This is a genomic window from Fulvimarina pelagi HTCC2506 (assembly GCF_000153705.1).
GTDB lineage: Bacteria > Pseudomonadota > Alphaproteobacteria > Rhizobiales > Rhizobiaceae > Fulvimarina > Fulvimarina pelagi.
This window is the reverse complement of record NZ_DS022272.1, coordinates 159,289-181,203: the sequence shown is the minus strand read 5'-3', so window position 1 is coordinate 181,203 and position 21,915 is coordinate 159,289. Positions and strand designations below refer to the sequence as shown.

Here is a 21,915-nt window from a genome sequence, read left to right as displayed (position 1 = left end):
AAACTGATCGTACGCCTGTTCACGACAGAAGCACAATATATCATCATCTAAGCTTACGCTGCGATCGACGTTCCCGTGCCGCGTTGCGGAGCATGACTGGTTCAATCCCTTCACTCCTGTGAAGAATTTCACAACGTGACGTTATGGTTCTAGCCGTAGCTCTGCGGCAACTACGGCCGAATTTTTCAAGATCATCTTCCCTTGTTAGGAATTTGCTTGGCATCCTAGGAGATACCGATTGCGATCGGAGCTTCCGGAGCGCATCTTGACTTCAGGATCAGGCCCGAATGCTCTCGAAGAAGGGGTCGAACGCATCGGAAGCCGCCGAATGTCGTAACGACGGAAGGGATTTGACGACTGGTGCAGGGCTCTTGCACTCGTCGCTTAGAAACGAGGTTATCGAAGATGAAACTGCTCGATTTCCTGACGCTCATGGTCGCCGTATGCGCGGCAATGACGATCGCCGTAAGCAAACTTTACGGCCTCCATTTTCCGAGCTGGCGCTTCGCCCAATACGAAACGATCTTCCTGCTTTTTCTTGTATTTTCCTGCGTGTTCCAGTTCGTGCGCGGCTTCAGCCGGCTTGCCTCGGACGACTAGCCCGGCTTCAGGGCTGCCAGCGCTTCACGGTACGTCGGATACCGAAATTCATAGCCGGCCGCCTTGATCTTGGCATTCGAGACGCGCTTGTTGTCGCCGTAGAAACTCCTGGCCATGGATGAGAGGTCCGCCTGTTCGAAGTTCACTTCCGGCGGCGGCTCGACACCGGCGAGTTCCGCGGCATAGGTGACGACATCTTGCGGCGGCGCCGGCTCGTCGTCGGTGACGTTGAAAATGCCGCCGACCGTCCTTTCAGCCAGAAGCTCAAGGCTGCCGGCGATGTCGTCCACATGGATGCGGTTGAACACCTGGCCCGGCTTGATCAGCCGCTTGGCCTTGCCGCTTTTCAGGCTTTCGAACTGGTTGCGTCCCGGTCCGTAGATGCCGGACAGTCGCAGGATTGCGAGTGGCACACCACGCCGTTCGGCAAGCGTCAGCCAGCCCCGTTCCGCCGTAACGCGGGACTTCGAGCGTTCGGAGCGCGGATCGACCGGCGTCTCCTCGTCGACCCAACCCCCACCATGATCGCCATAGACGCCGACGGTCGAGAGATAACCGATCCATCGAAGCTCGGGGCATTGTTCGGCGATCGTCTCGCCGTAAACCTTCAGCACCGGATCGCCTTCCGGCGCGTTGGCACCGCCGACCTGCGCTTCGGGCGGCGCCGTGTGACCAGGCGGCACCGAAACGAGAATATGCGTCGCCTCGCCAAGGGCATTCGCAACGTCAGGGTCGAAGCTTTCACCGTCGAAGACGAAGGCGGAGAGACGTCCTTTCGCAAGGCTCTCAGCCTTCTCTACGCTGCGAACTGTCACACCGAGCACCCTAGAGGGCGGAAGCCGATCTACATAGTGCGAGGCAGAATAGCCGTAGCCGAAGACGAAAAGCTTCATACGGTTCCCCGCCCAGCTCTTTCAGTCGACCGCTCTTCGATCATTGCAATCACTGCCTGCCACTCCTCACGCACCTGTTCGTCGCGCTCCCTATCTTGCGCTTCGCCGGCAGCGCTCAAGACTTCGGCCGGTTCGGCAAGCCGTCCGAACGCCCAAACCGCCATTTCCCTGACGCATGACGAGGGATCAGCCAGAAGCCGGCGAACAATCGGCAAGAAGTGTGAGTCGCCGGAGTTTCCCGCCGCAATCAGACAGTTCGACACGAACTTGTCGCGCCCGATCCGCTTGATTGGCGAGCCCGAGAAGAACGCACGGAAACCGTTGTCGTCCAGCACAAGAAGGTCGGCGAGGCGCGGCGCCTTCAGGTCCTCTCGTGCGATCAGCTTGGCTTCCGATGCCTTCTTCGCGAACTTGTTCCACGGACAGACAGCAAGGCAGTCGTCGCAGCCATAGATACGGTTGCCCATTTTGGGGCGCAGGTCACGCGGGATCGGCCGCTTTGTCTCGATGGTGAGATAGGAGATGCAGAGCCGCGCATCGAGCTGGTAGGGCGCGGGGAAGGCGTCGGTCGGGCAGATGTCGAGACAGGCCGTGCACGAGCCGCAGCGATCGGCCACCGGCTCATCGACAGGCAGATCAAGCGTCGTGAAAATTGATCCGAGAAACAGCCAGGACCCGAAGTCGCGCGACAGGAGGTTGGTATGCTTGCCCTGCCAGCCGAGGCCGGCCATCGCTCCGATCGGCTTTTCCATGACCGGCGCGGTGTCGACGAAAACCTTGGCATCGTGGTCGCCGAGCCCGGCCTTGCGCGCTTCGGCGATCAGCCGGCCGGCCAGTTCCTTGAGCTTTCCCTTGATGACGTCGTGATAGTCGCGATGACGGGCGTAGACTGAAATCCCGCCCCGGTCGGGACGGTCGAGCACAGCGAGCGGATCATCCTCAGGGCCATAGTTCATGGCAAGGACGAGAATGGACTTTACCTTTGGCCACAGCATCCGAGCGGAGCGGCGGCGCTTCTGCGTCTTCGGCATCCAGGCCATGGTGCCGTGGCGGCCGGTCTCGACGAACTGTTGGAGTCGCTCACCGGCAATCCCATCGGTTTCCGCCAGCGCAATACCGAAATCACAAAAACCGAGCCGCTCGGCATCGCGGGCAAGAAAGCGCTTCAGCCGCTGGCCGATATCTTCACTGGACGAAAGACTGTTCATCTTTATGGTCACAATGCCAATCCGGACTTCCTCAAAACATGCCTCGTCGATCTAAAAATGGTATAAAAATCGAACAGAATGCGAAATATATATGCATTCGTAAAATCAATAAACAATCTGTTATGCCTGCACGTCTTGAGTTCCTGCATCGGCCGCACTTACTGACCTCTCATCAGTTCTTTCCCAAAGGAGACTTTGAATGCGTCATATCCTTCTCGCGACCGCAGCCACGACTCTCATCCTGACCGGCGCGGCCAGTGCCCAGTCGGTCGACATTCCAGCTGGAACCTATGTCAGTGATCCGAACCACACCAATGTCCTGTGGAAGGTTAGCCATTTTGGCCTCTCGACCTACATCGGACGCTTCGACACGATGAGCGCCACGCTGGAACTCGACCCTGAAGATATCGCACAGTCGAGTCTCACCGCTTCGGTCGACCCGGCTTCGGTCAGCGTCAACTTCGAAGGCGAGAAAAGCTTTGCCGAAGAGATCGCGAGCGATCAATTCCTGAATGCCGCCGGATTTCCGGAAGCTACCTTCGTTTCGAAGTCGATCGAAATTACGGGAGAGAACACTGGCACTGTAACCGGCGATCTGACCCTGCGTGGAGAAACCCACGAAGAAGTCATGGACGTGACCTTCAATACCGCCCTCAACCCGCATCCAATGACGGAACAGCCGGCAATCGGTTTCGGTGGCGAGATGACGATCGATCGCACCAAATACGGCATCGACTACCTCGCTGGACCGGTCGCCCAGGAGGTGACCCTCGAAATCCAGGCTGAATTCGTTCCCCAATCCTAATCCCGACGATCTGGTCCACATTCGTTGCGCGTAGCGCTGCGAATTGAACCCGTGATGTACGGCGGGCCGACTTCACGGTCTGCCCGCCGTTCTGGGCTGCGGCCCGTTCCGTTTGGAGCATAAACCATGAGCGCGACGAGCGACCGAGGCGCCTGGCGCGCCGCCTACACCCGCTACAGCCGAGGCGCCGTCTTCCTGCACTGGACGATCGCGGCTTTGATCCTCGTCAACATCGCCGGCGGACTTATGATGACCTCGGACATCCTCCCGAGCGCCGTTGAGTTCCCGGTTTTCCAGTTCCACAAGACGATCGGCCTGCTCGTCCTCGCTCTCACGGTTGCGCGCATCATCTGGCGCGCGATCAATCCGCCACCCGCACATGCGCCGACCGTTCCATTGAGAGAGCGCCTTGCGGCGAATGCAGTTCATCTCACCTTCTACGCGCTGATGCTGATCGTGCCGCTACTCGGCTGGCTGGTGGTTTCGGTTTCCGACGCTCAGGTGCCCACCTACCTCTTCATGTTTGAGGCTTTGCCCTGGCCGAGCCTGCCGATCCGCGAGGCTGTGACTGAGGCGACACGCGAAAGCCTCTCGGCAATTGCCGAATTCGGACACAAGTGGCTCGCGCTCTCCTTTCTCGGCCTCCTAGTCCTGCATATCGGCGGGGCGCTCAAGCACACGATCGTCGATCGCTTGCCATCCTTCTCGCGGATTGGCTTCGGGTATGGCCTCATGCCCCAGGCGAGCAGGTCCGGGTCCAGCCTCACCGCGCTCGCCGGCTTCGTTGCCATTTTGGCGATCGGTCTTCTCATCGGCCGCGCCGAAGCCGTTCGAGGCACAGAGCCCGGATCGGGGAAGGCAGTAGAGGCCTCGGGCGAAGCGTCCGGAGATGACACGCAAGCCGTCGCGTCTACTGACGAAAAGGCTGAGGGTGGAACTGTCGCCGGCGAAGCCGCCGGTGCTGAATTCGGCGGATGGGCTATCGACCGCTCAGAGAGCGCATTGGGCTTCGAGACCGAATTTTCGGGCGCCGCGATTATGGGCGAAATAGGCGATTGGAACGCGGACATCATCTTTGCACCCGATGCCCTCGGCGATGCACGTGCCCGGATCGTCATTCGGACAGCTTCGATCACCGTGGCCAACTCCTTTGTCTCGCCGCAGCTTCAAGGATCCGATGGATTTGCTTCAGACGAGTATGGCGAGGCAAACCTCGTTCTAACCGAATTCAACGCTTCAGAGGACGGCGGAAGTACCTTCACCGCAACAGGTGAACTGACCCTCAAGGAAACGAGCGCACCTGTAACAGTGCCTTTCACCTTCGAGCCACAGGCGGACGGCACCGCGCGGGTGAAAGGATCGGCGACCCTCGATCGCACGGTTTACGGCATCGGCGTGAAGAACGATCCTACGGGCACGGAGCTGTCGAAAGAGGTGACAGTCCGCTTCGACCTTGTCGCCAGCCGAGCGGGCACCTGATAGGCAGCGGACGGGCACGAAACGAAGAGAGACGCATGGCCGACCTGCCCCAGCGCGAAGACTACCCGCACATCACTGAAGACAAGCTGCGCTTCGCTGACATGGACCGTCAGGGTCACGTCAACAACGTCGCTTTCATGCAATTCCTGGAACAGGCGCGGTGCGAAGTGGTCTACGACCCGGACGATCCGCTCGCGCCGGAAGGCTGCGCCTTCGTCGTCGCGCATATAGCAATAGACTTCCTAGACGAGATGATCTGGCCTGGTACGGTCGAAACGGCGACCCGCGTCCAATCCGTCGGCAGAAGCTCCATCAAGATCGAGCAGGCACTCTTCCAAAATGGCAAGCCGTGCGCCAAGGCGTTCTCGGTGGTGGTCCTGACCAACGAGACGAACCGCCGTTCGACGCCGCTCCCGGACGAAGCGGTTGCGCGGATGAGGGCTCTCGAGATGTCGCGCTGATATCCGCAAGGCTTTCGGCATCGAGTTCGACAGGCTAAGAGACGACTGGAAACGACCAATCGGACATCATGGCCAAGCGAGACAAGACCTCATCGCGCCCGCGCAATCCTGAAGTTTCGAAACCGCTGCGAAAGCCCAATCCGGATGGTGCGCCGACGGCGCCTGCCCGGAGCGGACCGAAGGCACCACCGTCCGTTCGCAAAGATATTCCTGCAGCACCTTCGGGATCGTCGCACGCCTTCTGGGAATCCAAGCGCGGCGTTGCCAGCATGGAGGATGCACGCGACTGGCTGATGGCGCGGGGTATCGACGATGTCGAATGCATCACGCCCGATCTCGCTGGCGTCGCGCGTGGCAAGATGATGCCGGCCAAGAAGTTCGTCGACAACACCTCGCTCGCCCTCCCCTCGGCGCTCTTCATGCATACGATTTCGGGCGAATACCCAGAGGAGACAGGCGAATTTCGCTATTCGCCGAACGACGGCGACCTTAAGCTCGTACCGGACCTCTCGACGCTCTGCGCCGTCCCTTGGGAAACCGATCCGACCGCGCAGGTGATCTGCGACCTCGTCGACCAGACGGGTGTTGCTGTCGGCTATACACCGCGAAACGTGCTGAAACATGTCATCGGACTCTACGAAGAGCGCGGCTGGAAGCCGGTCATCGCCCCGGAAATCGAGTTCTACCTCGTCTCGAAAAACGCCGACCCGGACTATCCGCTGACGCCGCCGATTGGCCGCTCGGGCCGACAGATTCAATCGGGCCAATCCTATTCCATTGGCGGGGTCAACGAATTCGACGAGCTCATCGACGACATTTACGACTACTCGGATGCGCAGGGGCTCGAGATCGACACGCTGATCCACGAGGAAGGGGCGGCGCAGCTTGAAATCAACCTGAGGCACGGCGATCCGGTGGAGCTCGCCGATCAGGTCTTCCTCTTCAAGCGGACGATCCGTGAAGCGGCGATGGCGCACGACATCTACGCAACCTTCATGGCAAAACCCATCCAAGGCCAGCCGGGATCGGCAATGCACATCCACCAATCCGTCATCGATCGGGAGACGGGACGGAACATTTTTTCGAATGGCGACGGCGGGCCGTCCGATCTCTTCCATCACTTCATCGGCGGCATGCAGAAATACGTGCCCGCCGCGCTGATCATGATGGCGCCATACGTCAACTCCTATCGCCGGCTCACCCACGGCATGGCCGCTCCGACCAATTGCGAATGGGGTTTCGACAACCGTACGACAGCCTTCCGTGTGCCGACCTCCGATCCGGAAGGCCGACGCGTCGAGAACCGGCTACCCTCTTCCGACACAAACCCCTATCTCTCGATCGCCGCATCGTTGGCGTGCGGCTATCTGGGCATGGTCGAGGCGATCATGCCGACCGATCCAACCGAGCGCACCGCCAATGAGGACGGTGAGATCTCGCTGCCGCGCGGACTTCTGGAAGCCGTCGCGATCTTCGAAGGCGAGAAGGCGCTGCACGATGTTTTGGGCAGAGACTTCGTTGTGACCTATGCCGGCATCAAACGCGGCGAGCACGAAACCTTCATGCAGGTGATCAGCCCCTGGGAGCGCGAATTCCTGCTGCTCCAGGTTTGACGCTTGGACTACGCGCCCACCTCCCCCATCGCGCCAGGCCGGTCCTATTACGAAGATACGGTCGAACGACCATTCTATCCCGCGCTTCGGGAGAGCCTCGATGTCGACGTTCTCGTGGTCGGCGGTGGCTTCACCGGGCTGTCAGCTGCACTCAACCTTGCCAAGACAGGCGCCAAGGTCGTTCTTCTCGAAGCTCATCGCTTCGGCGACGGCGCTTCTGGGCGCAATGGCGGTCAGATCGGGACCGGCCAACGGTTGTGGCCGGACGAACTCGAACCCGAGATCGGCTTCGAAAAGTCCCTCGCACTCTTCCGGCTTGCCGAGGAGGCAAAGGCGAGCCTCTTCGAATTTCTCGATGTGAACCAGATCGATGTGGACCTGAGATACGGCCAACTCGCGGTCGCTCACAAGAAGCGCTACTTGGCTGACTTCAGATCACAAGTCGAGGCCCTTACCGAGCGCTATGCCTACCCTCATGCAAGCTTCATGGACCGGGAAGAGACCATAGCGCGTCTTGGTACGAACCGCTTCTTCGGCGGCATACGCGATACCGGCACGGCGCATCTCAATCCACTAAAGCTCGTAGTTGGCACCGCGTCGGCGGCCGCAAACGCCGGTGCGCGCCTGTTCGAGACGAGCCCCGTCGAGCGGCTGGAACACCGCGGCAACCGCCACATCGCACGAACTGCGACCGGCACGGTGACGGCGCCAAACGTGCTACTTGCCACAAACGCCTACGGCCATGATCTCTCGCCGGCGCTCGACGCTCATGTCATGCCGATCGGCTCCTTCATCGGCGCGACGGAGCCACTCGAGGACGAAACGATTCTGCCGGGGGGCGAATGCTGTCACGACTCGCGGTTCGTCGTTCGATATTTTCGGCGGTCACGTGACAACCGCCTGCTCTTCGGTGGGCGCGAGGCCTACACTTCCGCTACCGGCGATATCGCGCGGCATATCGAAAAGCAGATTGCGGAGGTCTATCCGCAGCTTGAGGGCGTCCGCCTCACCCATGCCTGGGGCGGTCATGTGGCGATAACGATGAAGCGCATGCCATTCGTCGAGACCAGCCGCAACGGGCTGACGGCGATCGGCGGCTTTTCGGGCCACGGCGTGATGCTCGCTAATTTCGCTGGCCGGCTTTACGCCGAACGCCTCGCCGGCAATCGAAACCGGTTGCAACTCCTTGAAGACCTCGACATCCCGCCGTTCCCGGGCGGAACCCGTCTGCGCGGACCGCTCACCGCGCTCGCGATGACTTGGTTTGCTTTCCGAGATCGCTTCTGAAGCCATTGCCTTGGACCACTGGCCGGCTTCGCGCCCGAGGCTGGTTCAAAGCGTTGGCGCCTAAGTATTATTGGGTGCGCCATTTGCGGCCACTTCCCTGTCATTTCAACGGCAGCGGTCCATTTGTGTATGATTGATGACCAAACCGGGGGCACCTCTTGCAATTCGACCGGACCCTTACGTCTGAGAACGATGGCGGTTTCGCGGATGATGCGATGCCGGAGCGTCTAGACGCGAGTTTGGACAAGCAACGGCACAGAGCTGCGTATTCCGCACCCCATACGGCGAAGCCTAGAGCCAAACGGAACGATCTCCACGCGATACTGCGCGAACGTACCGATCGCGAGCATCGCGAACTCGACGCATACCTCGGCAAAATCTGGGCGACATCAGAGGATTACGCCGCCTATATCAGGATGAACCATCGGTCACATCATGTTCTCGAACCGGCCGTCGAGACTGTGCTTGGCATGCATCGCCAGCCGGTCACTTACCTGCCGATGCGGGCAGCGCTTGATCGAGATGTCGCGACTCTTGGAATTCGTCCGCTCGCAGGTCGCTCTTTTCGCCTGCGTGGATCAACCGAGGGGGCATCGCTCATCGGCGTGCTATATGTGCTCGAAGGCTCGCGACTAGGCGCGCGCATGTTGCATCAGAGGGTCAAGCAATCATCTTGGATGGACCGTTTTGCAACCATGCCGCTGGCTTTCTTCGAGGCTGCGAGCCAGTCTCGTGATTTCTTCAAGCGGATGAACGCTCTGGAGAGCCTGATGATTGACGGCGACGACATCGAATCCGCGGTGTCGTCCGCCAAGGCAACTTTTGCGCTGTTCATGGAAACGGCAGAGCTTGCTAAGAAACAGTAGTGCATGCGCCAGCAGGAAAGCGAGTTCATGACCGCCAAAGAGGATCCGACGACATTTTCCGTCGACCTGACGAATTGCGACCGCGAACCCATACATCTTCTCGGCGCCGTTCAGGACTTTGGCTTCCTTGTCGCAGTCTCCTTCGACTGGCTTATTCAGCGCGTCTCCGCAAACATCGAGAGTTTCACGGGTAGATCCGTAGACGATTTACTCGGCGCACCGCTGAACACACTGCTTGGCGACAATGTCATTCATCTCATCAGATCGCGTCTTCAGATGCTCTCTTCTGAGGACGGAACCGAACACGTCTTTGGCATCGATTTTCTGTCGAATGGCCGAAAATTCGACGTGTCGCTTCACGTATCCGGCTCATCTATAGTCATCGAGGCGGAGCCGTCTGACACCCACCAAACCGTTACTCCCGGGGCACTCGTTCGTTCGATGTCGGGCCGGTTGCAGCGCACGCCCTCGACCCGCGATCTGTTCGAGGAAAGCGTACGCCAGCTTCGCAGCGTTACCGGTTTCGATCGTGTGATGCTCTATCGCTTCAACACCGACGGAGCGGGAACCGTCGTTGCGGAAGCATTGAGGACGGGCCTCGAATCTTTCCGCGGTCTGAATTACCCGGCCGCCGACATCCCAACTCAGGCACGCGCACTCTACGTTCGCAACCGCGTCCGCACGATCGCCGATGTGCGGGCGGAGCCGGTACCCGTTGAGCCCGCACTTGATCCCTCCGGCGAGCCCCTCGATCTCTCGATGTCGACCCTCAGGTCCGTTTCACCGATCCACATCGAATATTTGCAGAACATGGGTGTCGACGCATCCTATTCGATCTCGATCGTGATCGACGGAAAGCTGTGGGGCCTTTTTGCGCTTCATCATTACAAGCCCCGTCGCCTTTCCATGGAGATGCGCAACGCGACCGAGCTCTTCGGGTTGATGATCTCGCTTATGATCGAGGGCAAGCTCGCGCGTGAACAACGCGCCGCGGAGGAAAAAGCGCGCGAACTACACGACCGCTTCGTCGGCAAGCTGATGAGCCTGACACCCTCGGTCTCCGACCTTTCGAATTTTGCGGGGGACCTGCGCGACATCATCCCGTCCGACGGATTCGCAGTCTGGGCCGACGGCTTGGTGAAGAGCTACGGCAAGACACCGCCTGACGATGCTATGCCGGCGCTCGCGCGCTTTCTCAACCGTGCGGCCGCGAGCCGCGTCTATTCAAGCGATGAACTTGGAGCTGTCTACCCGCCCGCAAAGGAATTCGAGCAGGATGCCGCGGGTCTGCTCGCAATCCCGATCTCCCGCTCGCCACGCGACTACATCATGTTCTTTCGGCAGGAACTGGTCCAAACCGTTAATTGGGCGGGTAACCCGCAGGACAAGAAAATGGGCTACGGACCCAACGGTCCGCGCCTTACCCCGCGCAAGAGTTTCGAAGCTTGGCAGGAGACAGTGCGCGGAAAGTCGCGCTCCTGGACCGACGCGGAGAAGAAGGCCTCCGAAGCGCTGCGCATCTCGATCCTCGAAGTCTTGGTGAAATTCACCGAGGAGACTTCCCGACAGCAGGCCCAGTCCCAGCAGGCCCAGGAACTCCTTATTGCCGAGCTCAATCACCGGGTTCGCAACATTCTCGCGCTGATACGTGCGCTGGTCATCCAGAGCAAGGCGACGGCGACGAGCATCGACGACTTCTCCGACATCGTCAGCGGCCGCATCCAAGCGCTAGCCCGAGCGCACGACCAGATCACCGACGAGAAATATGCTTCGCAGAAGCTTTCGGAAATCATCCAGACGGAAGTCGACGCCTATATCGGTGGCAAAGCAGATCGAGTCCGGCTGACCGGGCCCAACATCCTCGTGTCGCCCAAAGCCTTCTCGATCCTCGCGCTCGTATTCCACGAGATGGTCACCAACTCGGCGAAATACGGCGGCCTTTCGGATTCACGTGGTCAAGTCTTTGTAGACTGGCAGATTCACGAAGAGGACGGCTGTGTCATTCGCTGGCGCGAGGAAGGCGGCCCGGCGGTGCAACGACCGAGCCGGCGCGGCTTCGGCTCGACGATCATCGAGAGATCGATCCCGCACGACCTCGGCGGAGAGGCCCAGCTTACCTTCAAGCTCGCTGGTCTCCAGGCCCGTTTTGTCATCCCCCATACCTTCATTGACTATGTCGAACACAACCATGACGGCTTGCAATCTGGTCTGGAACAACCGATAGGCTCTCATGGGGGACAAAACGGTACGTCAGGGCTCCGGGGAAGCGGCAGGATGAACGCGAGCGACGGTCTGCTCCTTGATGGGATGAACGCCCTTCTCGTGGAGGACAACGTGATCATCTCGCTCGATGCTGAGCAGTTGCTCGAAAGCCATGGAACGAGCGCGGTGTTTGTCGGGGCGAATGTCAAGGAAGCACGACGTATTCTGGACGAGCAGTCCATCGACGTCGCCATGTTGGACGTTAATCTCGGCATCGAAACAAGTTTCCCGCTGGTCGAACCGCTGATGGAACGTGGCATTCCCTTCGTCTTCGTCACAGGCTATGGCGAACAAATCGAGTTTCCGGAAAGTGCCGGACCGCATGTCGAGGCGGTCAAGAAGCCCTTCTCGGAGGATGATCTTCTATCAGCGCTCAGGCGAGCAATCGAGCGGTCTCGGGCAGCCTGACCGGGTCGAACTTCATGCGTCCCGAAACGTTGGCGGCTCGAACCTCAACAGAGCTGTCGCATCAATTCGCCGATTTGCGCCCATCAGACCGGGGGTAAAGCTTTTTGCATTCGCCTCGGTTTCTTTTCCGCGCCCATTTATCATAAAGCTGGCTGAGACGTTTCAGACCCGCCAGCACAGAAGCCGTTCATGTCCAGTCAGATCATACCCGTCGATCCTTTCGATTACGTCGTTTTCGGCGGTAACGGCGACCTTGCGGCCCGCAAGCTTCTCCCGGCCCTCTACCACCGCGACCGCGACGGTCAAATTCCGATCGAGGCGCGGATCATTGGAGCGTCGCGTACCGCCTTCAGTAGCGAGGAGTACCGGAACTTCGCGCGTGACGCGCTCACCGATCACGTAAAGCCTGAAGATCTTCACGACGACACGATCACGCGCTTCGTCAACCGGCTTTTTTACTGCCATGTGGATGCTCGCTCCGACGAAGGCTGGCCGGAACTGAAGGCTTTGCTCGATGAGAATGGCTCCTCGCGTATCCGCGCCTTCTACATGGCGGTCTCGCCCAATCTCTTCGGCGATTTCGCCGCCAAGGTCTCCCAGTTCGGTCTTGCTGACGAGCATACCCGCGTCGTCGTCGAAAAGCCGGTCGGCCGCGATCTCGATTCCGCCAAGGCGCTGAATTCGGAAATCGCGAGATACTTTCGTGAGGATCAAGTCTTCCGCATCGATCACTATCTCGGCAAGGAGACTGTACAGAACCTGATGGCGCTTCGCTTCGCCAATGCGCTTTACGAACCGATCTGGAATGCAGGGCACATCGACCACGTGCAGATCACGGTCGCCGAGGAGGTCGGTCTTGAGGGCAGGGCTGGCTATTACGAAACAGCCGGCGCCCTGCGGGACATGGTGCAGAACCACATTGTCCAGCTGATGTGCCTCGTCGCCCTCGAGCCGCCTTCGGTCTTCAAGGACGACGCTCTGCGCGACGAGAAATTGAAGATTCTGCGCTCGCTCCACCCGATCGACGCAAGCAATGTCGAGACGCTCACCGTTCGCGGCCAGTACAGGGCGGGTGCGTCGGGCGGTAACGCGGTCAAGAGCTATCTGGAAGATCTCGGGGAAGCCGAGAGCATGACCGAGACCTTCGTCGCCATCAAGGCAGAGATCAACAACTGGCGCTGGGCAGGTGTGCCGTTCTATCTCAGGACCGGCAAACGGCTCGCCGGCCGGATGTCGGAGATCGTCATCACTTTCCGCAAGCCGCCGCACAACATCTTCGCGGACGTTACCGGCGAGGTTTCGCACAACCAGCTCGTTCTGCGCCTGCAGCCCGACGAAGGCATGAAGCAGTATCTGATGATCAAGGATCCCGGTCCCGGCGGCATGCGCCTCCGCCAGATCCCGCTGGATATGACTTTCGCCCAGTCGTTCAAGGTTCGCAATCCGGACGCCTACGAGCGGCTCCTCCTCGATGTCGTGCGCGGCAATCAAACCCTCTTCATGCGGCGCGACGAGGTAGAGGCCGCCTGGGACTGGATCGACCCAATTCTCAAAGCATGGGAGGAAAAGCGCCAGAAGCCGCAGGGCTATACGTCCGGTACATGGGGTCCATCCGCCGCGATCGCCCTGATCGAGCGCGACGGTCGCACCTGGCACGAACCGGACTGACCTCGCGGTCCCGCTCATTTCCACCTTTTACGCGAAAGCGAACCCGATGGCCGAACCGGTTTTCCACGAGTATCAAACCCGCGAAGCGCTCGCCGAGGCCCTGGCCGCAGGTGTCGCGGCGGTGCTTGCCGGTGCAATCGCAACCCGCGGTTCTGCGACGCTCGCAGTTTCGGGCGGCTCGACGCCGAAGCTCTTCTTCAAGCATCTGGGGCGGGCCGAAATCGAATGGAAGAATGTCGAGATCACCCTCGTCGACGAGCGGTGGGTGCCCGAAACCTCGGACCGATCCAATCATGCGCTTGTCAGACGTCACCTGCTGAATGGTGTGGCGAGCGCAGCCAATCTCCTGCCGTTCTATACCGGTCATGAGACGCCGGAAGAGGCGCTGGACGATCTGAAACACCGGTATTGCCGCGTTGCCCGCCCGTTCGACGCCGTGATCCTCGGCATGGGCACCGACGGCCACACCGCCTCCTTCTTTCCTGGTGCAGACAATCTCGATGCCGTGCTGCATCCAGACGGCCATGACGAGGTCGCCGCCGTTAGGGCGCCGGGTGCGGGCGAGCCCCGCATAACCCTCACCCTTCCCATGTTGGTGGACGCGCGGCTCCTCGCCCTCCATATCGAGGGGGAGGAGAAGCGCGCGATCTACGGCGAGGCGATCGAGGGCGACGATGTCGAGGCGATGCCCGTTCGCGCCGTCCTGAAGGCCCGGCGTACCGAACCGCTTAACGTGTTCTGGGCGCCGTGATCGCTTTGGGCCGGTTCGGTCGCGGCTTCGGGCCCGAACCGTCGTTGCGCCCTTCGTGATAGCATTCCGCCCGAAACCCTTTCGCGCCAGCGCCAAGAGGAAGAGAGCATGACCGCCGACCGTCGCATCGAAGAGATCACCGACCGCATCCGCGAACGCTCAAAGGCAACGCGCGAGCCCTATGTCGCCCGCATCCAGGCGAAGGGTGCCGAGGGGCCGAAGCGTTCGACGCTCACGTGCGGCAACCTTGCCCACGGTTTTGCCGCCTGCGGCCCGACCGACAAGGAACGGCTTATGGGCGACGTGACGGCCAATCTCGGCATCATCACCGCCTATAACGACATGCTCTCCGCCCACCAGCCCTTCGAGCGCTTCCCGGAGATCATCCGCGAGGCGGCGCGCGAAGTGGGGGCGACGGCCCAGGTGGCAGGCGGCGTTCCTGCGATGTGCGACGGCGTCACGCAGGGCCAGGCGGGTATGGAGCTTTCGCTCTTTTCGCGCGACGTCATCGCCATGGCCGCTGCCGTCGGCCTCTCCCACGACATGTTCGACGCCGCCGTCTTTCTTGGTGTCTGCGACAAGATCGTGCCGGGGCTCGCCATCGCCTCTCTCACTTTCGGCCATTTGCCGGCGATCTTCGTTCCGGCCGGACCGATGACCTCAGGGCTTCCGAACGACGAGAAGAGCCGCATCCGCCAACTCTATGCAGAAGGCAAGGTCGGTCGCGACGAGCTTCTGAAGGCAGAGTCGGCCTCCTATCACGGTCCGGGCACCTGCACCTTCTACGGCACGGCGAATTCGAACCAGATGCTGATGGAGATCATGGGCCTCCACACGCCAGGCTCGTCCTTCATCAATCCGAATACGCCCCTGCGTGATGCGTTGACCAGGGAAGCGACGAAACGAGCGCTCGCCATCACAGCGCTCGGCAACGAGTACACGCCGGCCGGCATGGTGGTCGACGAACGGGCCGTGGTGAACGGCGTCGTCGGCCTTCACGCGACGGGCGGTTCGACCAATCACACCCTGCATCTCATCGCGATCGCGCGCGCGGCAGGGATCAAGCTCACCTGGTCCGACATCTCCGATCTTTCGGACATCACGCCGCTGCTCGCCCGCGTTTATCCGAACGGGCTCGCCGACGTGAACCATTTCCACGCGGCCGGCGGCATGGGCTTCCTGATCCGCGAATTGCTCTCGCGCGGGCTGCTGCACGATGACGTCAAGACCGCATGGGGAACGGGCCTCGACGCCTATTCAATCGAGGCCAAGCTCGCAGAGGACGGCCAAAGCGTGGTCCGCGATCCGGCTCCGAAGATAAGCGGCGATCCGAAAGTGCTGACGACCGCGGACAATCCGTTTTCGTCGAATGGCGGTCTGAAAATGTTGACGGGCAATCTTGGCAAGGGCGTCATCAAGATTTCTGCCGTGAAGCCCGAGCACCGCACGGTCGAGGCTCCCGTGCGCATCTTCAACGACCAGAACGAGGTGAAGGCGGCCTTCGACAGCGGCGAGCTCGACCGCGACGTTATATGCGTCGTGCGCTTCCAGGGTCCGAAGTCAAACGGCATGCCTGAACTTCACAAGCTGACGCCCCTTCTTGGCATACTCCAGGATCGCGGGCACAAGGTCGCGTTGGTCACCGACGGGCGCATGTCGGGTGCATCCGGCAAAGTGCCGGCGGCGATCCACGTGACGCCCGAAGCCAAGGCCGGCGGCCCGATCGCCAAACTGAAAGAAGGCGACGTCGTGAAGCTCGACACTGAAGCCGGAACGCTTTCGGTCCAGGTCGACTCCGCCGAATTCGAGGCACGCGAGGCGTTCACCATGGACCTGTCGGCCTACGAACATGGTATTGGCCGCGAACTGTTCGCTCCCTTCCGCGCGATGGTTGGTGCGGCCGACGAGGGCGCGGGGGTCTTCGCGGCCTGATACGATTTGATCGGGGGTTTTCTCTCCGGTATTCAAACCGACGTGAAGATGCTGGATAGAGGACGTTGATGGCGCGGTCGTTCGCGAAGAAGATTCTTGCCGGACTGAGACTGCCGCGTCTGCCACGCACCTCGCTGCGCCGGCTCGGCTTTGTCCACGACGCGCTCGTCAGCTTTCTCGCGATCACCGCAGCAATGGCTCTGTCCTGGGGCCTCGCGCCGATGCTGACCCTCTGGCAGATCTGGGTGCTGATCGGCATCTTCACGGCGATCTGCATCCTCGTTTTCCCGTTCTTCCGGCTGAACAGCGGAGCGTGGCGCTATGCCTCGCTGCTCGACGTTGTTTCGATCGTGAAGGCGGTGACGGCGGTCGTCTTCATCTTTCTCGGCATCAGCTTCTTCACCTTTCGCGGCGACTACCTGCCGCGCACCGCCCTCGTCACCACCTGGTTCGTCTTGATCATCGGCCTCGGCGGCCCTCGCCTCCTTTATCGGCTGATGAAGGAGGGCGGACGCCGGTCGCGGATGGACGATCCGCAGGTGAAGCGCGGCAATTCCGTTCTCGTCTACGGTTTCACCGACAGCGCCGATCTATTCGTGCGCAATGCGCGGCGCTCGGGTGAAGGCCAGCGCATCGTCGGCATTCTCGACGAGCGCCCGAAGAACAGAAAGCGCCAGATGCACGGCGTTCATGTACTCGGGCGCTTGGCTGACCTGCCGACGATCATCGCGCGTCGTCAAGCCGCGCGGCAGAACCCGATCAGCGAACTCGTCATCGCCGATCCGGACCTGCCGGCCCAGGCGCTTTCGGATCTCGTCGCACAGGCGGCGCCGCACAAGATCACCGTCAAGCGGCTTCCCGACATCAACCGCGCCGGCATCGTCGACGAGAACGCCCCGATCGAGCCGCAACCGATCTCTCTCGAGGACCTCCTGACACGCAAGGTGGTCGACCTCGATCTCGACGAAACCGGCGATCTTCTCGTCGGCACCAAGGTCGCGGTTACCGGTGCGGGCGGCTCGATCGGCTCAGAGCTCGTCCGCCAGATCGCCGGATTCAAGCCTTCGCTGCTCATCCTCGTCGAGAACAGCGAGTTCAACCTCTGGGCGATCGAGCGGCAGCTGGCCGCTGACTTCCCGGACATCGCCGTCGTCGCTCGCACGATCGACGTGCGGCGCAAGGACCGGATCGACCGGCTGTTCGCCGAACTCGAACCAGAGGTCGTGTTCCATGCTGCGGCTATGAAGCACGTGCCTATCGTTGAGGAAAATCCGATCGAGGGGATCGAGACCAACCTCCTCGGGACCCGCAACGTTGCCGATGCCGCACTCGCCTACGGCTCCCGCGCCTTCGTCATGGTCTCGACCGACAAGGCGGTGAATCCGACCAACGTTATGGGCGCATCCAAGCGTGCGGCCGAGGCCTATTGCCAGTCGCTCGATCTCAGCCAGGACCGGACGCGCTTCATGACCGTGCGCTTCGGCAACGTGCTGGGCTCCACAGGCTCCGTCATTCCGCTGTTTCAGACCCAGCTCGCGCGCGGTGGCCCGCTGACCGTCACCGATCCGAACATCGTGCGCTTCTTCATGACGATTCCGGAAGCGACGCGGTTGATCCTGCATGCAGCCGGTCACGGCATGAACAATGCGGGGTCAAAGGGACTCATTTACGTTCTCGACATGGGCAAGCCGATCCGGATCGCCGAGCTCGCCGAACGCCTCATCCAGCTTGCCGGCCTGCGCCCGCATATCGACATCGCCATCGAGTTCACCGGCCTGCGCAAGGGCGAGAAGCTCTACGAGGAACTCTTCTCCACCGAGGAGGCGCGCGAGGAGACGGGCCGCGAGGGCCTGATGTTCGCGCGTTCGCGGGTTCTAGACGTCCAGCTCCTTTCCCGAAATCTGAAGACGGTCGAGGCGGCGATCGAAGCCGGCGAGACAGGGCGCGCCGTCGAATGCCTAAGGCGCATTGTCCCGGAATTCGACGCGATCAGCTTCGAGCTGCCGGCGCCGCTGCTGACCTTGGAGGACAGTCCGCCGGCGATCGCCGGACCGGGCAAGCCCTTCGCCGAATAGACTTTCCTGGTTCTTTGGAATGATTCTGCCGTCCCGAACCTTCGAGCGGAGAATAATGTTTCCCTCATTGCCATGTGCTTGCAATCGCTGACGGCGCAAGGGCGGGCCGAAAGCCCTACCTTCCCGTCGAGTTGATTAATCGGCCACGCTCCGCGCTGGCCGCCTCAAGACGATGGGAGCTGATCCATGGCGAAGGACCACCGCGCCGGATCGAAGGTGAAGGGCGACAAGCTGCCGGCCATCCTGATGGCGAGCGACCTTCTCGAAGGCGATACGGTCTTTCTGTTTAAGGACGGATGGACGCGCGACTCCCGCGAGGCGCGCATCGCCTACGATCAGGAAACCGCCGACGCCATGGAAGCCGAGGGCAAGGGCGCTGCGGCGGCGAATGCCGTGGTCGATCCCTATCTGGTTCCGGTCGAACTCACGGAAGACGGTCATCCCGTCGCCAGACATTTCAGGGATGTGATGCGCCAGAAGGGCCCGTCCGTTCACCTCGACATGGGCAAGCAGGCCGATTTCGGCCCGATCGCCTGACCCGCTTCGAACGCAAATAGGTTTCGACATGTACCGCTACGACGAATTCGACGAGCGCTTTGTGCGCGAACGGGTGGACCAGTTCCGCACCCAGATCGCGCGGCGCCTCGATGGCTCGCTGTCCGAAGACGAGTTCAAGCCGCTGCGCCTCAAGAATGGGCTCTATCTTCAGCTGCACGCCTACATGCTGCGCATCGCCGTGCCCTACGGCACGATGAGCGGTCGTCAGCTTCGGCAGCTCGCGAAGATCGCGCGGGAATACGACAAGGGCTACGGCCACTTCACGACGCGCCAGAACCTGCAGTTCAACTGGCCGAAGCTGAAGGACATTCCTGCGATCCTCGACCTCCTGGCGGACGTCGAGATGCACGCGATCCAGACCTCCGGCAATTGCATTCGCAACACGACGGCCGATCAGTTCTCCGGCGTCGCGGCGGACGAGTCGGAAGACCCGCGCCCGACGGCCGAACTCCTTCGCCAGTGGTCGAGCCAGCATCCCGAATTCGTCTGGTTGCCGCGGAAGTTCAAGATCGCCGTCACCGGTGCCGAGCATGACCGCGCGGCGATCAAGGTCCACGATATCGGCCTCAAGCTGAAGCGGAACGAAGCCGGCGAGCCAGGCTACGAGATTTCCGTTGGCGGTGGCCTTGGTCGCACGCCGATGATCGGCAAGGTAATCCGCGAATTTCTGCCCAAGGACGAGCTGCTCGCCTATGTCGAGGCGATCATGCGCGTCTACAATGCCGAAGGCCGGCGCGACAACAAGTTCAAGGCGCGAGTGAAGATCCTCGTCCACGAGACCGGTGCGGAAGAGTTTACCCGCCGCGTCGAAGACGAATACGCCAAGCTCGACGGCCCGACGATCAACGCGCCGCAGGAAGAGATTGAGCGGATTGCTGCTTATTTCGCGGCGCCCGATTACGAGGATTTGCCGGCCGAGTCCGTTACGCTCGACAGCGCGCGACGCGAGGATGCCGGTCTCGACCGCTTCGTCGAGCAGAACGGCTTTGCGCACAAGCAGCCGGGCTACATTGCATTCACGGTCTCGCTGAAGCCGGTCGGCGGCGTGCCGGGCGATATGAGCGCCGACCAGATGGACGCCTTTGCGGACATCGCGGAGAAGTACTCCCTCGGCGAGTTGCGCGTCACGCACAGCCAGAATCTAGTGCTTCCATATGTGAAAAAGGACGATGTGCCGGCGCTCTACACGGAGCTCAAGGCCCATGGGCTGGCGACAGCAAATGCCGGCCTCGTCACCGACATTATCGCCTGCCCGGGCCTCGATTACTGCGCGCTCGCAACTGCGAAATCGATTCCGATCGCGCAGGAAATCGCCAAGACCTTCGCGGACGATGCCCGCCAGAAGGAGATCGGCGAACTGCCGATCAAGATTTCCGGTTGCATCAATGCCTGCGGCCACCACCACGTGGGCGCGATCGGCATTCTCGGGCTCGAAAAGGGCGGCCGCGAGAACTACCAGATTACCATCGGCGGTGATGCGACCGAGCATGCAAGCCTCGGCGAGCGACTCGGTCCCGGCATCGACGGCGAGGACGTGCCCGGCGCGATCGAAGCTATTGTCGAGACCTATCTCGGCGAGAAACAGGGCTCAGAAAGCTTCATCGAGACCGTGCGCCGCGTCGGGGCCGATCCGTTCAAGACCCGCTTCGCGAGCTTCGTCGAGGAACGTTCGAAGGCCCTGGAGGCCGCGGAATAATGACGATCATTTCCGCCGAAGGCGAACGCCCGAACGCCTATACTATCGTTGAAACGGCGGATGAGGCGAAATCCGCCTCCAAACCCCTCGTTCCACTGGCGCTCGCGAGTGAAATCGAAGTACCGGCAATACCCTACGGGCTTCTGGTGCCCAACGATGCGCCGGTCGACGAGATCGCGCAGCATTTTTCTTCGGTCGACCTCATCGCCGTCACCTTTCCGGCCTTCGCCGACGGCCGTGGTTTTTCGCTCGCCAAGCGTCTGCGCCGCGAGGGCTTTGAGGGCACGCTCCGTGCCAGCGGCCCGCTGATCGCTGATCAGTTTGCCGATGCGCTCGCATGCGGTTTCGACGAGGTCGACCTGCCGGACACGATGGCAAACCGCCAGCCGGTGCAGCAGTGGCTGGAGATGAAGGACTCCATGACGGTCCACTACCAGACGGGATTCGGCGAGGGACAGAGTATCCTCCAGCAGAGGCTGGCGGCTCGGAAGGAGGCCGCGCAATGAGAGACGACGCGCATCCTGAGCTAAAGGACCTCGCGCGTGATCTGAACGCCGAATTCCCGGCGCTTTCGCCGCTGAAGCGGCTCGTGCGGCTGCGCGCGGTCACGCCGGGCCCGTTGGTCTTCACCACCAGCCTCGGCATTGAGGATCAGATGATCACCCATCTGATCTTCAAGCACGATATCAAGATCGACGTCGTCACGCTCGACACTGGCCGACTCTTTCCGGAGACCTACGATCTCTGGCGTCAGACGGAAGAAAAATACGGCAAGCGCATCCACGCCAAATATCCGAAAGGCGACAAGCTCGAGGAGCTGATCGACGAGCAGGGCATCGATGGCTTCTACTACGCGAAGGAATTTCGCCTGAACTGCTGCGGCGTCCGCAAGATCGAGCCGCTCGGCCGCGCGCTCGACGGCGCGAACGGCTGGGTAACGGGCCTCAGAGCCGACCAATCGGCGAACCGGCAGGATATGGACTTCGTCGGCTTCGACTCTGTGCGCGGGCTGATCAAAGCCAACCCGGTTTTCGACATGTCGCGCGAGGCAATCGCCGAATTCACCGCCGACAATGGCGTGCCGGTGAACGCCCTGCACGACAAGGGCTTTCTCTCCATCGGCTGCGCGCCCTGCACACGCGCGATCGGCCCGGGCGAACCGGAACGCGCTGGCCGCTGGTGGTGGGAAGACGACACCAAACGCGAATGCGGCCTCCACGTGCCGGACCGGCACGAGGTGTCTGAGGGCGCGGGGATTTAGGGGCCGCGCTCGGCGCTTCTCTGGCCGGAATGGCGACAAAAAACAGTCCTAGGCACCACCGCAAGGCGGGTGCGAGCATACGAACGAAACGA

Annotated in this window: 18 protein-coding genes; 16 read left to right on the top strand and 2 right to left on the bottom strand. The window is 61.2% G+C overall.

Features of this window, described 5'->3' with window-relative positions; all coding sequences use genetic code 11:
• Positions 1-405 precede the first annotated feature (405 nt).
• Positions 406-600: a hypothetical protein gene (locus FP2506_RS00795; RefSeq protein WP_007065428.1), complete on the top strand. Its 195-nt coding sequence runs from the start codon at positions 406-408 to the stop codon at positions 598-600.
• Here FP2506_RS00795 and FP2506_RS00790 read toward each other — a convergent pair.
• Both FP2506_RS00790 and queG read right to left on the bottom strand, forming a co-directional pair.
• Positions 597-1,493, bottom strand: coding sequence for an SDR family NAD(P)-dependent oxidoreductase (locus FP2506_RS00790; RefSeq protein WP_007065427.1), 897 nt, complete (start codon positions 1,491-1,493; stop codon positions 597-599). The two genes, FP2506_RS00795 and FP2506_RS00790, sit on opposite strands and share 4 nt — an antisense overlap.
• Positions 1,490-2,701 carry a tRNA epoxyqueuosine(34) reductase QueG gene (queG, locus tag FP2506_RS00785; protein ID WP_050764948.1) on the bottom strand — a complete coding sequence of 404 codons (1,212 nt, stop codon included), beginning with the start codon at positions 2,699-2,701 and terminating at the stop codon, positions 1,490-1,492. Before queG ends, FP2506_RS00790 begins: the two co-directional genes overlap by 4 nt.
• Before the next feature lie 199 nt (positions 2,702-2,900).
• On the opposite strand from queG, the gene FP2506_RS00780 reads away from it, so the two are divergent.
• The 15 genes from FP2506_RS00780 to FP2506_RS00710 all read left to right on the top strand — a co-directional run bounded on the left by FP2506_RS00780 (position 2,901) and on the right by FP2506_RS00710 (position 21,823).
• Complete coding sequence (locus FP2506_RS00780) at positions 2,901-3,506, top strand: YceI family protein (protein WP_007065424.1); 606 nt, start codon at positions 2,901-2,903, stop codon at positions 3,504-3,506.
• Between the two features lie 126 nt (positions 3,507-3,632).
• On the top strand, positions 3,633-4,985 hold the full coding sequence (locus FP2506_RS00775; RefSeq protein WP_007065423.1) for a cytochrome b/b6 domain-containing protein: 1,353 nt from the start codon (positions 3,633-3,635) through the stop codon (positions 4,983-4,985).
• A 35-nt stretch (positions 4,986-5,020) separates the two neighbouring features.
• A complete protein-coding gene (locus FP2506_RS00770) occupies positions 5,021-5,446 on the top strand; it encodes an acyl-CoA thioesterase (protein WP_007065422.1) in 426 nt (141 codons plus the stop codon).
• A gap of 68 nt (positions 5,447-5,514) precedes the next feature.
• The gene (locus FP2506_RS00765; RefSeq protein ID WP_007065421.1) at positions 5,515-7,059 is read left to right on the top strand and encodes a glutamine synthetase family protein; all 1,545 of its coding nucleotides are present in this window, start codon (positions 5,515-5,517) and stop codon (positions 7,057-7,059) included.
• 3 nt (positions 7,060-7,062) lie between these two features.
• A complete protein-coding gene (locus FP2506_RS00760; RefSeq protein ID WP_007065420.1) occupies positions 7,063-8,346 on the top strand; it encodes an NAD(P)/FAD-dependent oxidoreductase in 1,284 nt (427 codons plus the stop codon).
• Positions 8,347-8,816: 470 nt separating this feature from the next.
• The gene (locus tag FP2506_RS18875; protein ID WP_187289011.1) at positions 8,817-9,212 is read left to right on the top strand and encodes a biliverdin-producing heme oxygenase; all 396 of its coding nucleotides are present in this window, start codon (positions 8,817-8,819) and stop codon (positions 9,210-9,212) included.
• Positions 9,213-9,239: 27 nt separating this feature from the next.
• Positions 9,240-11,882, top strand: coding sequence for an HWE histidine kinase domain-containing protein (locus FP2506_RS00750; RefSeq protein ID WP_040489250.1), 2,643 nt, complete (start codon positions 9,240-9,242; stop codon positions 11,880-11,882).
• Between the two features lie 189 nt (positions 11,883-12,071).
• Positions 12,072-13,550 carry a glucose-6-phosphate dehydrogenase gene (gene zwf / locus FP2506_RS00745; RefSeq protein ID WP_007065417.1) on the top strand — a complete coding sequence of 493 codons (1,479 nt, stop codon included), beginning with the start codon at positions 12,072-12,074 and terminating at the stop codon, positions 13,548-13,550.
• Positions 13,551-13,596: 46 nt separating this feature from the next.
• Positions 13,597-14,301 carry a 6-phosphogluconolactonase gene (gene pgl / locus FP2506_RS00740; protein ID WP_007065416.1) on the top strand — a complete coding sequence of 235 codons (705 nt, stop codon included), beginning with the start codon at positions 13,597-13,599 and terminating at the stop codon, positions 14,299-14,301.
• Between the two features lie 108 nt (positions 14,302-14,409).
• The gene (gene edd / locus FP2506_RS00735) at positions 14,410-16,233 is read left to right on the top strand and encodes a phosphogluconate dehydratase (protein ID WP_007065415.1); all 1,824 of its coding nucleotides are present in this window, start codon (positions 14,410-14,412) and stop codon (positions 16,231-16,233) included.
• A gap of 68 nt (positions 16,234-16,301) precedes the next feature.
• A complete protein-coding gene (locus FP2506_RS00730; protein WP_007065414.1) occupies positions 16,302-18,308 on the top strand; it encodes a polysaccharide biosynthesis protein in 2,007 nt (668 codons plus the stop codon).
• Positions 18,309-18,494: 186 nt separating this feature from the next.
• Entirely contained in the window at positions 18,495-18,845 is a 351-nt protein-coding gene (locus FP2506_RS00725; protein ID WP_007065413.1) for a DUF2849 domain-containing protein, read from the top strand.
• Positions 18,846-18,873: 28 nt separating this feature from the next.
• Positions 18,874-20,562: a nitrite/sulfite reductase gene (locus FP2506_RS00720; RefSeq protein ID WP_007065412.1), complete on the top strand. Its 1,689-nt coding sequence runs from the start codon at positions 18,874-18,876 to the stop codon at positions 20,560-20,562.
• The gene (locus FP2506_RS00715; protein ID WP_007065411.1) at positions 20,562-21,068 is read left to right on the top strand and encodes a DUF934 domain-containing protein; all 507 of its coding nucleotides are present in this window, start codon (positions 20,562-20,564) and stop codon (positions 21,066-21,068) included. The genes FP2506_RS00720 and FP2506_RS00715 overlap by 1 nt, the downstream gene beginning before the upstream one ends.
• Positions 21,065-21,823 (top strand): phosphoadenylyl-sulfate reductase, encoded by a 759-nt coding sequence (locus FP2506_RS00710; RefSeq protein WP_007065410.1) that lies wholly within the window; start codon positions 21,065-21,067, stop codon positions 21,821-21,823. The genes FP2506_RS00715 and FP2506_RS00710 overlap by 4 nt, the downstream gene beginning before the upstream one ends.
• Positions 21,824-21,915: the final 92 nt, after the last annotated feature.

Coding starts and splice junctions, on each gene's coding strand:
- FP2506_RS00725 (WP_007065413.1), top strand. CDS start 18,495: ATGGCGAAGGACCACCGCGCCGGATCGAAGGTGAAGGGCGACAAGCTG.
- pgl (WP_007065416.1), top strand. CDS start 13,597: ATGGCCGAACCGGTTTTCCACGAGTATCAAACCCGCGAAGCGCTCGCC.
- queG (WP_050764948.1), bottom strand. CDS start 2,701: ATGAACAGTCTTTCGTCCAGTGAAGATATCGGCCAGCGGCTGAAGCGC.
- FP2506_RS00730 (WP_007065414.1), top strand. CDS start 16,302: ATGGCGCGGTCGTTCGCGAAGAAGATTCTTGCCGGACTGAGACTGCCG.
- FP2506_RS00715 (WP_007065411.1), top strand. CDS start 20,562: ATGACGATCATTTCCGCCGAAGGCGAACGCCCGAACGCCTATACTATC.
- FP2506_RS00720 (WP_007065412.1), top strand. CDS start 18,874: ATGTACCGCTACGACGAATTCGACGAGCGCTTTGTGCGCGAACGGGTG.
- zwf (WP_007065417.1), top strand. CDS start 12,072: ATGTCCAGTCAGATCATACCCGTCGATCCTTTCGATTACGTCGTTTTC.
- FP2506_RS00765 (WP_007065421.1), top strand. CDS start 5,515: ATGGCCAAGCGAGACAAGACCTCATCGCGCCCGCGCAATCCTGAAGTT.
- FP2506_RS18875 (WP_187289011.1), top strand. CDS start 8,817: ATGCATCGCCAGCCGGTCACTTACCTGCCGATGCGGGCAGCGCTTGAT.
- FP2506_RS00790 (WP_007065427.1), bottom strand. CDS start 1,493: ATGAAGCTTTTCGTCTTCGGCTACGGCTATTCTGCCTCGCACTATGTA.
- FP2506_RS00780 (WP_007065424.1), top strand. CDS start 2,901: ATGCGTCATATCCTTCTCGCGACCGCAGCCACGACTCTCATCCTGACC.
- FP2506_RS00795 (WP_007065428.1), top strand. CDS start 406: ATGAAACTGCTCGATTTCCTGACGCTCATGGTCGCCGTATGCGCGGCA.
- FP2506_RS00775 (WP_007065423.1), top strand. CDS start 3,633: ATGAGCGCGACGAGCGACCGAGGCGCCTGGCGCGCCGCCTACACCCGC.
- edd (WP_007065415.1), top strand. CDS start 14,410: ATGACCGCCGACCGTCGCATCGAAGAGATCACCGACCGCATCCGCGAA.
- FP2506_RS00750 (WP_040489250.1), top strand. CDS start 9,240: ATGACCGCCAAAGAGGATCCGACGACATTTTCCGTCGACCTGACGAAT.
- FP2506_RS00710 (WP_007065410.1), top strand. CDS start 21,065: ATGAGAGACGACGCGCATCCTGAGCTAAAGGACCTCGCGCGTGATCTG.
- FP2506_RS00770 (WP_007065422.1), top strand. CDS start 5,021: ATGGCCGACCTGCCCCAGCGCGAAGACTACCCGCACATCACTGAAGAC.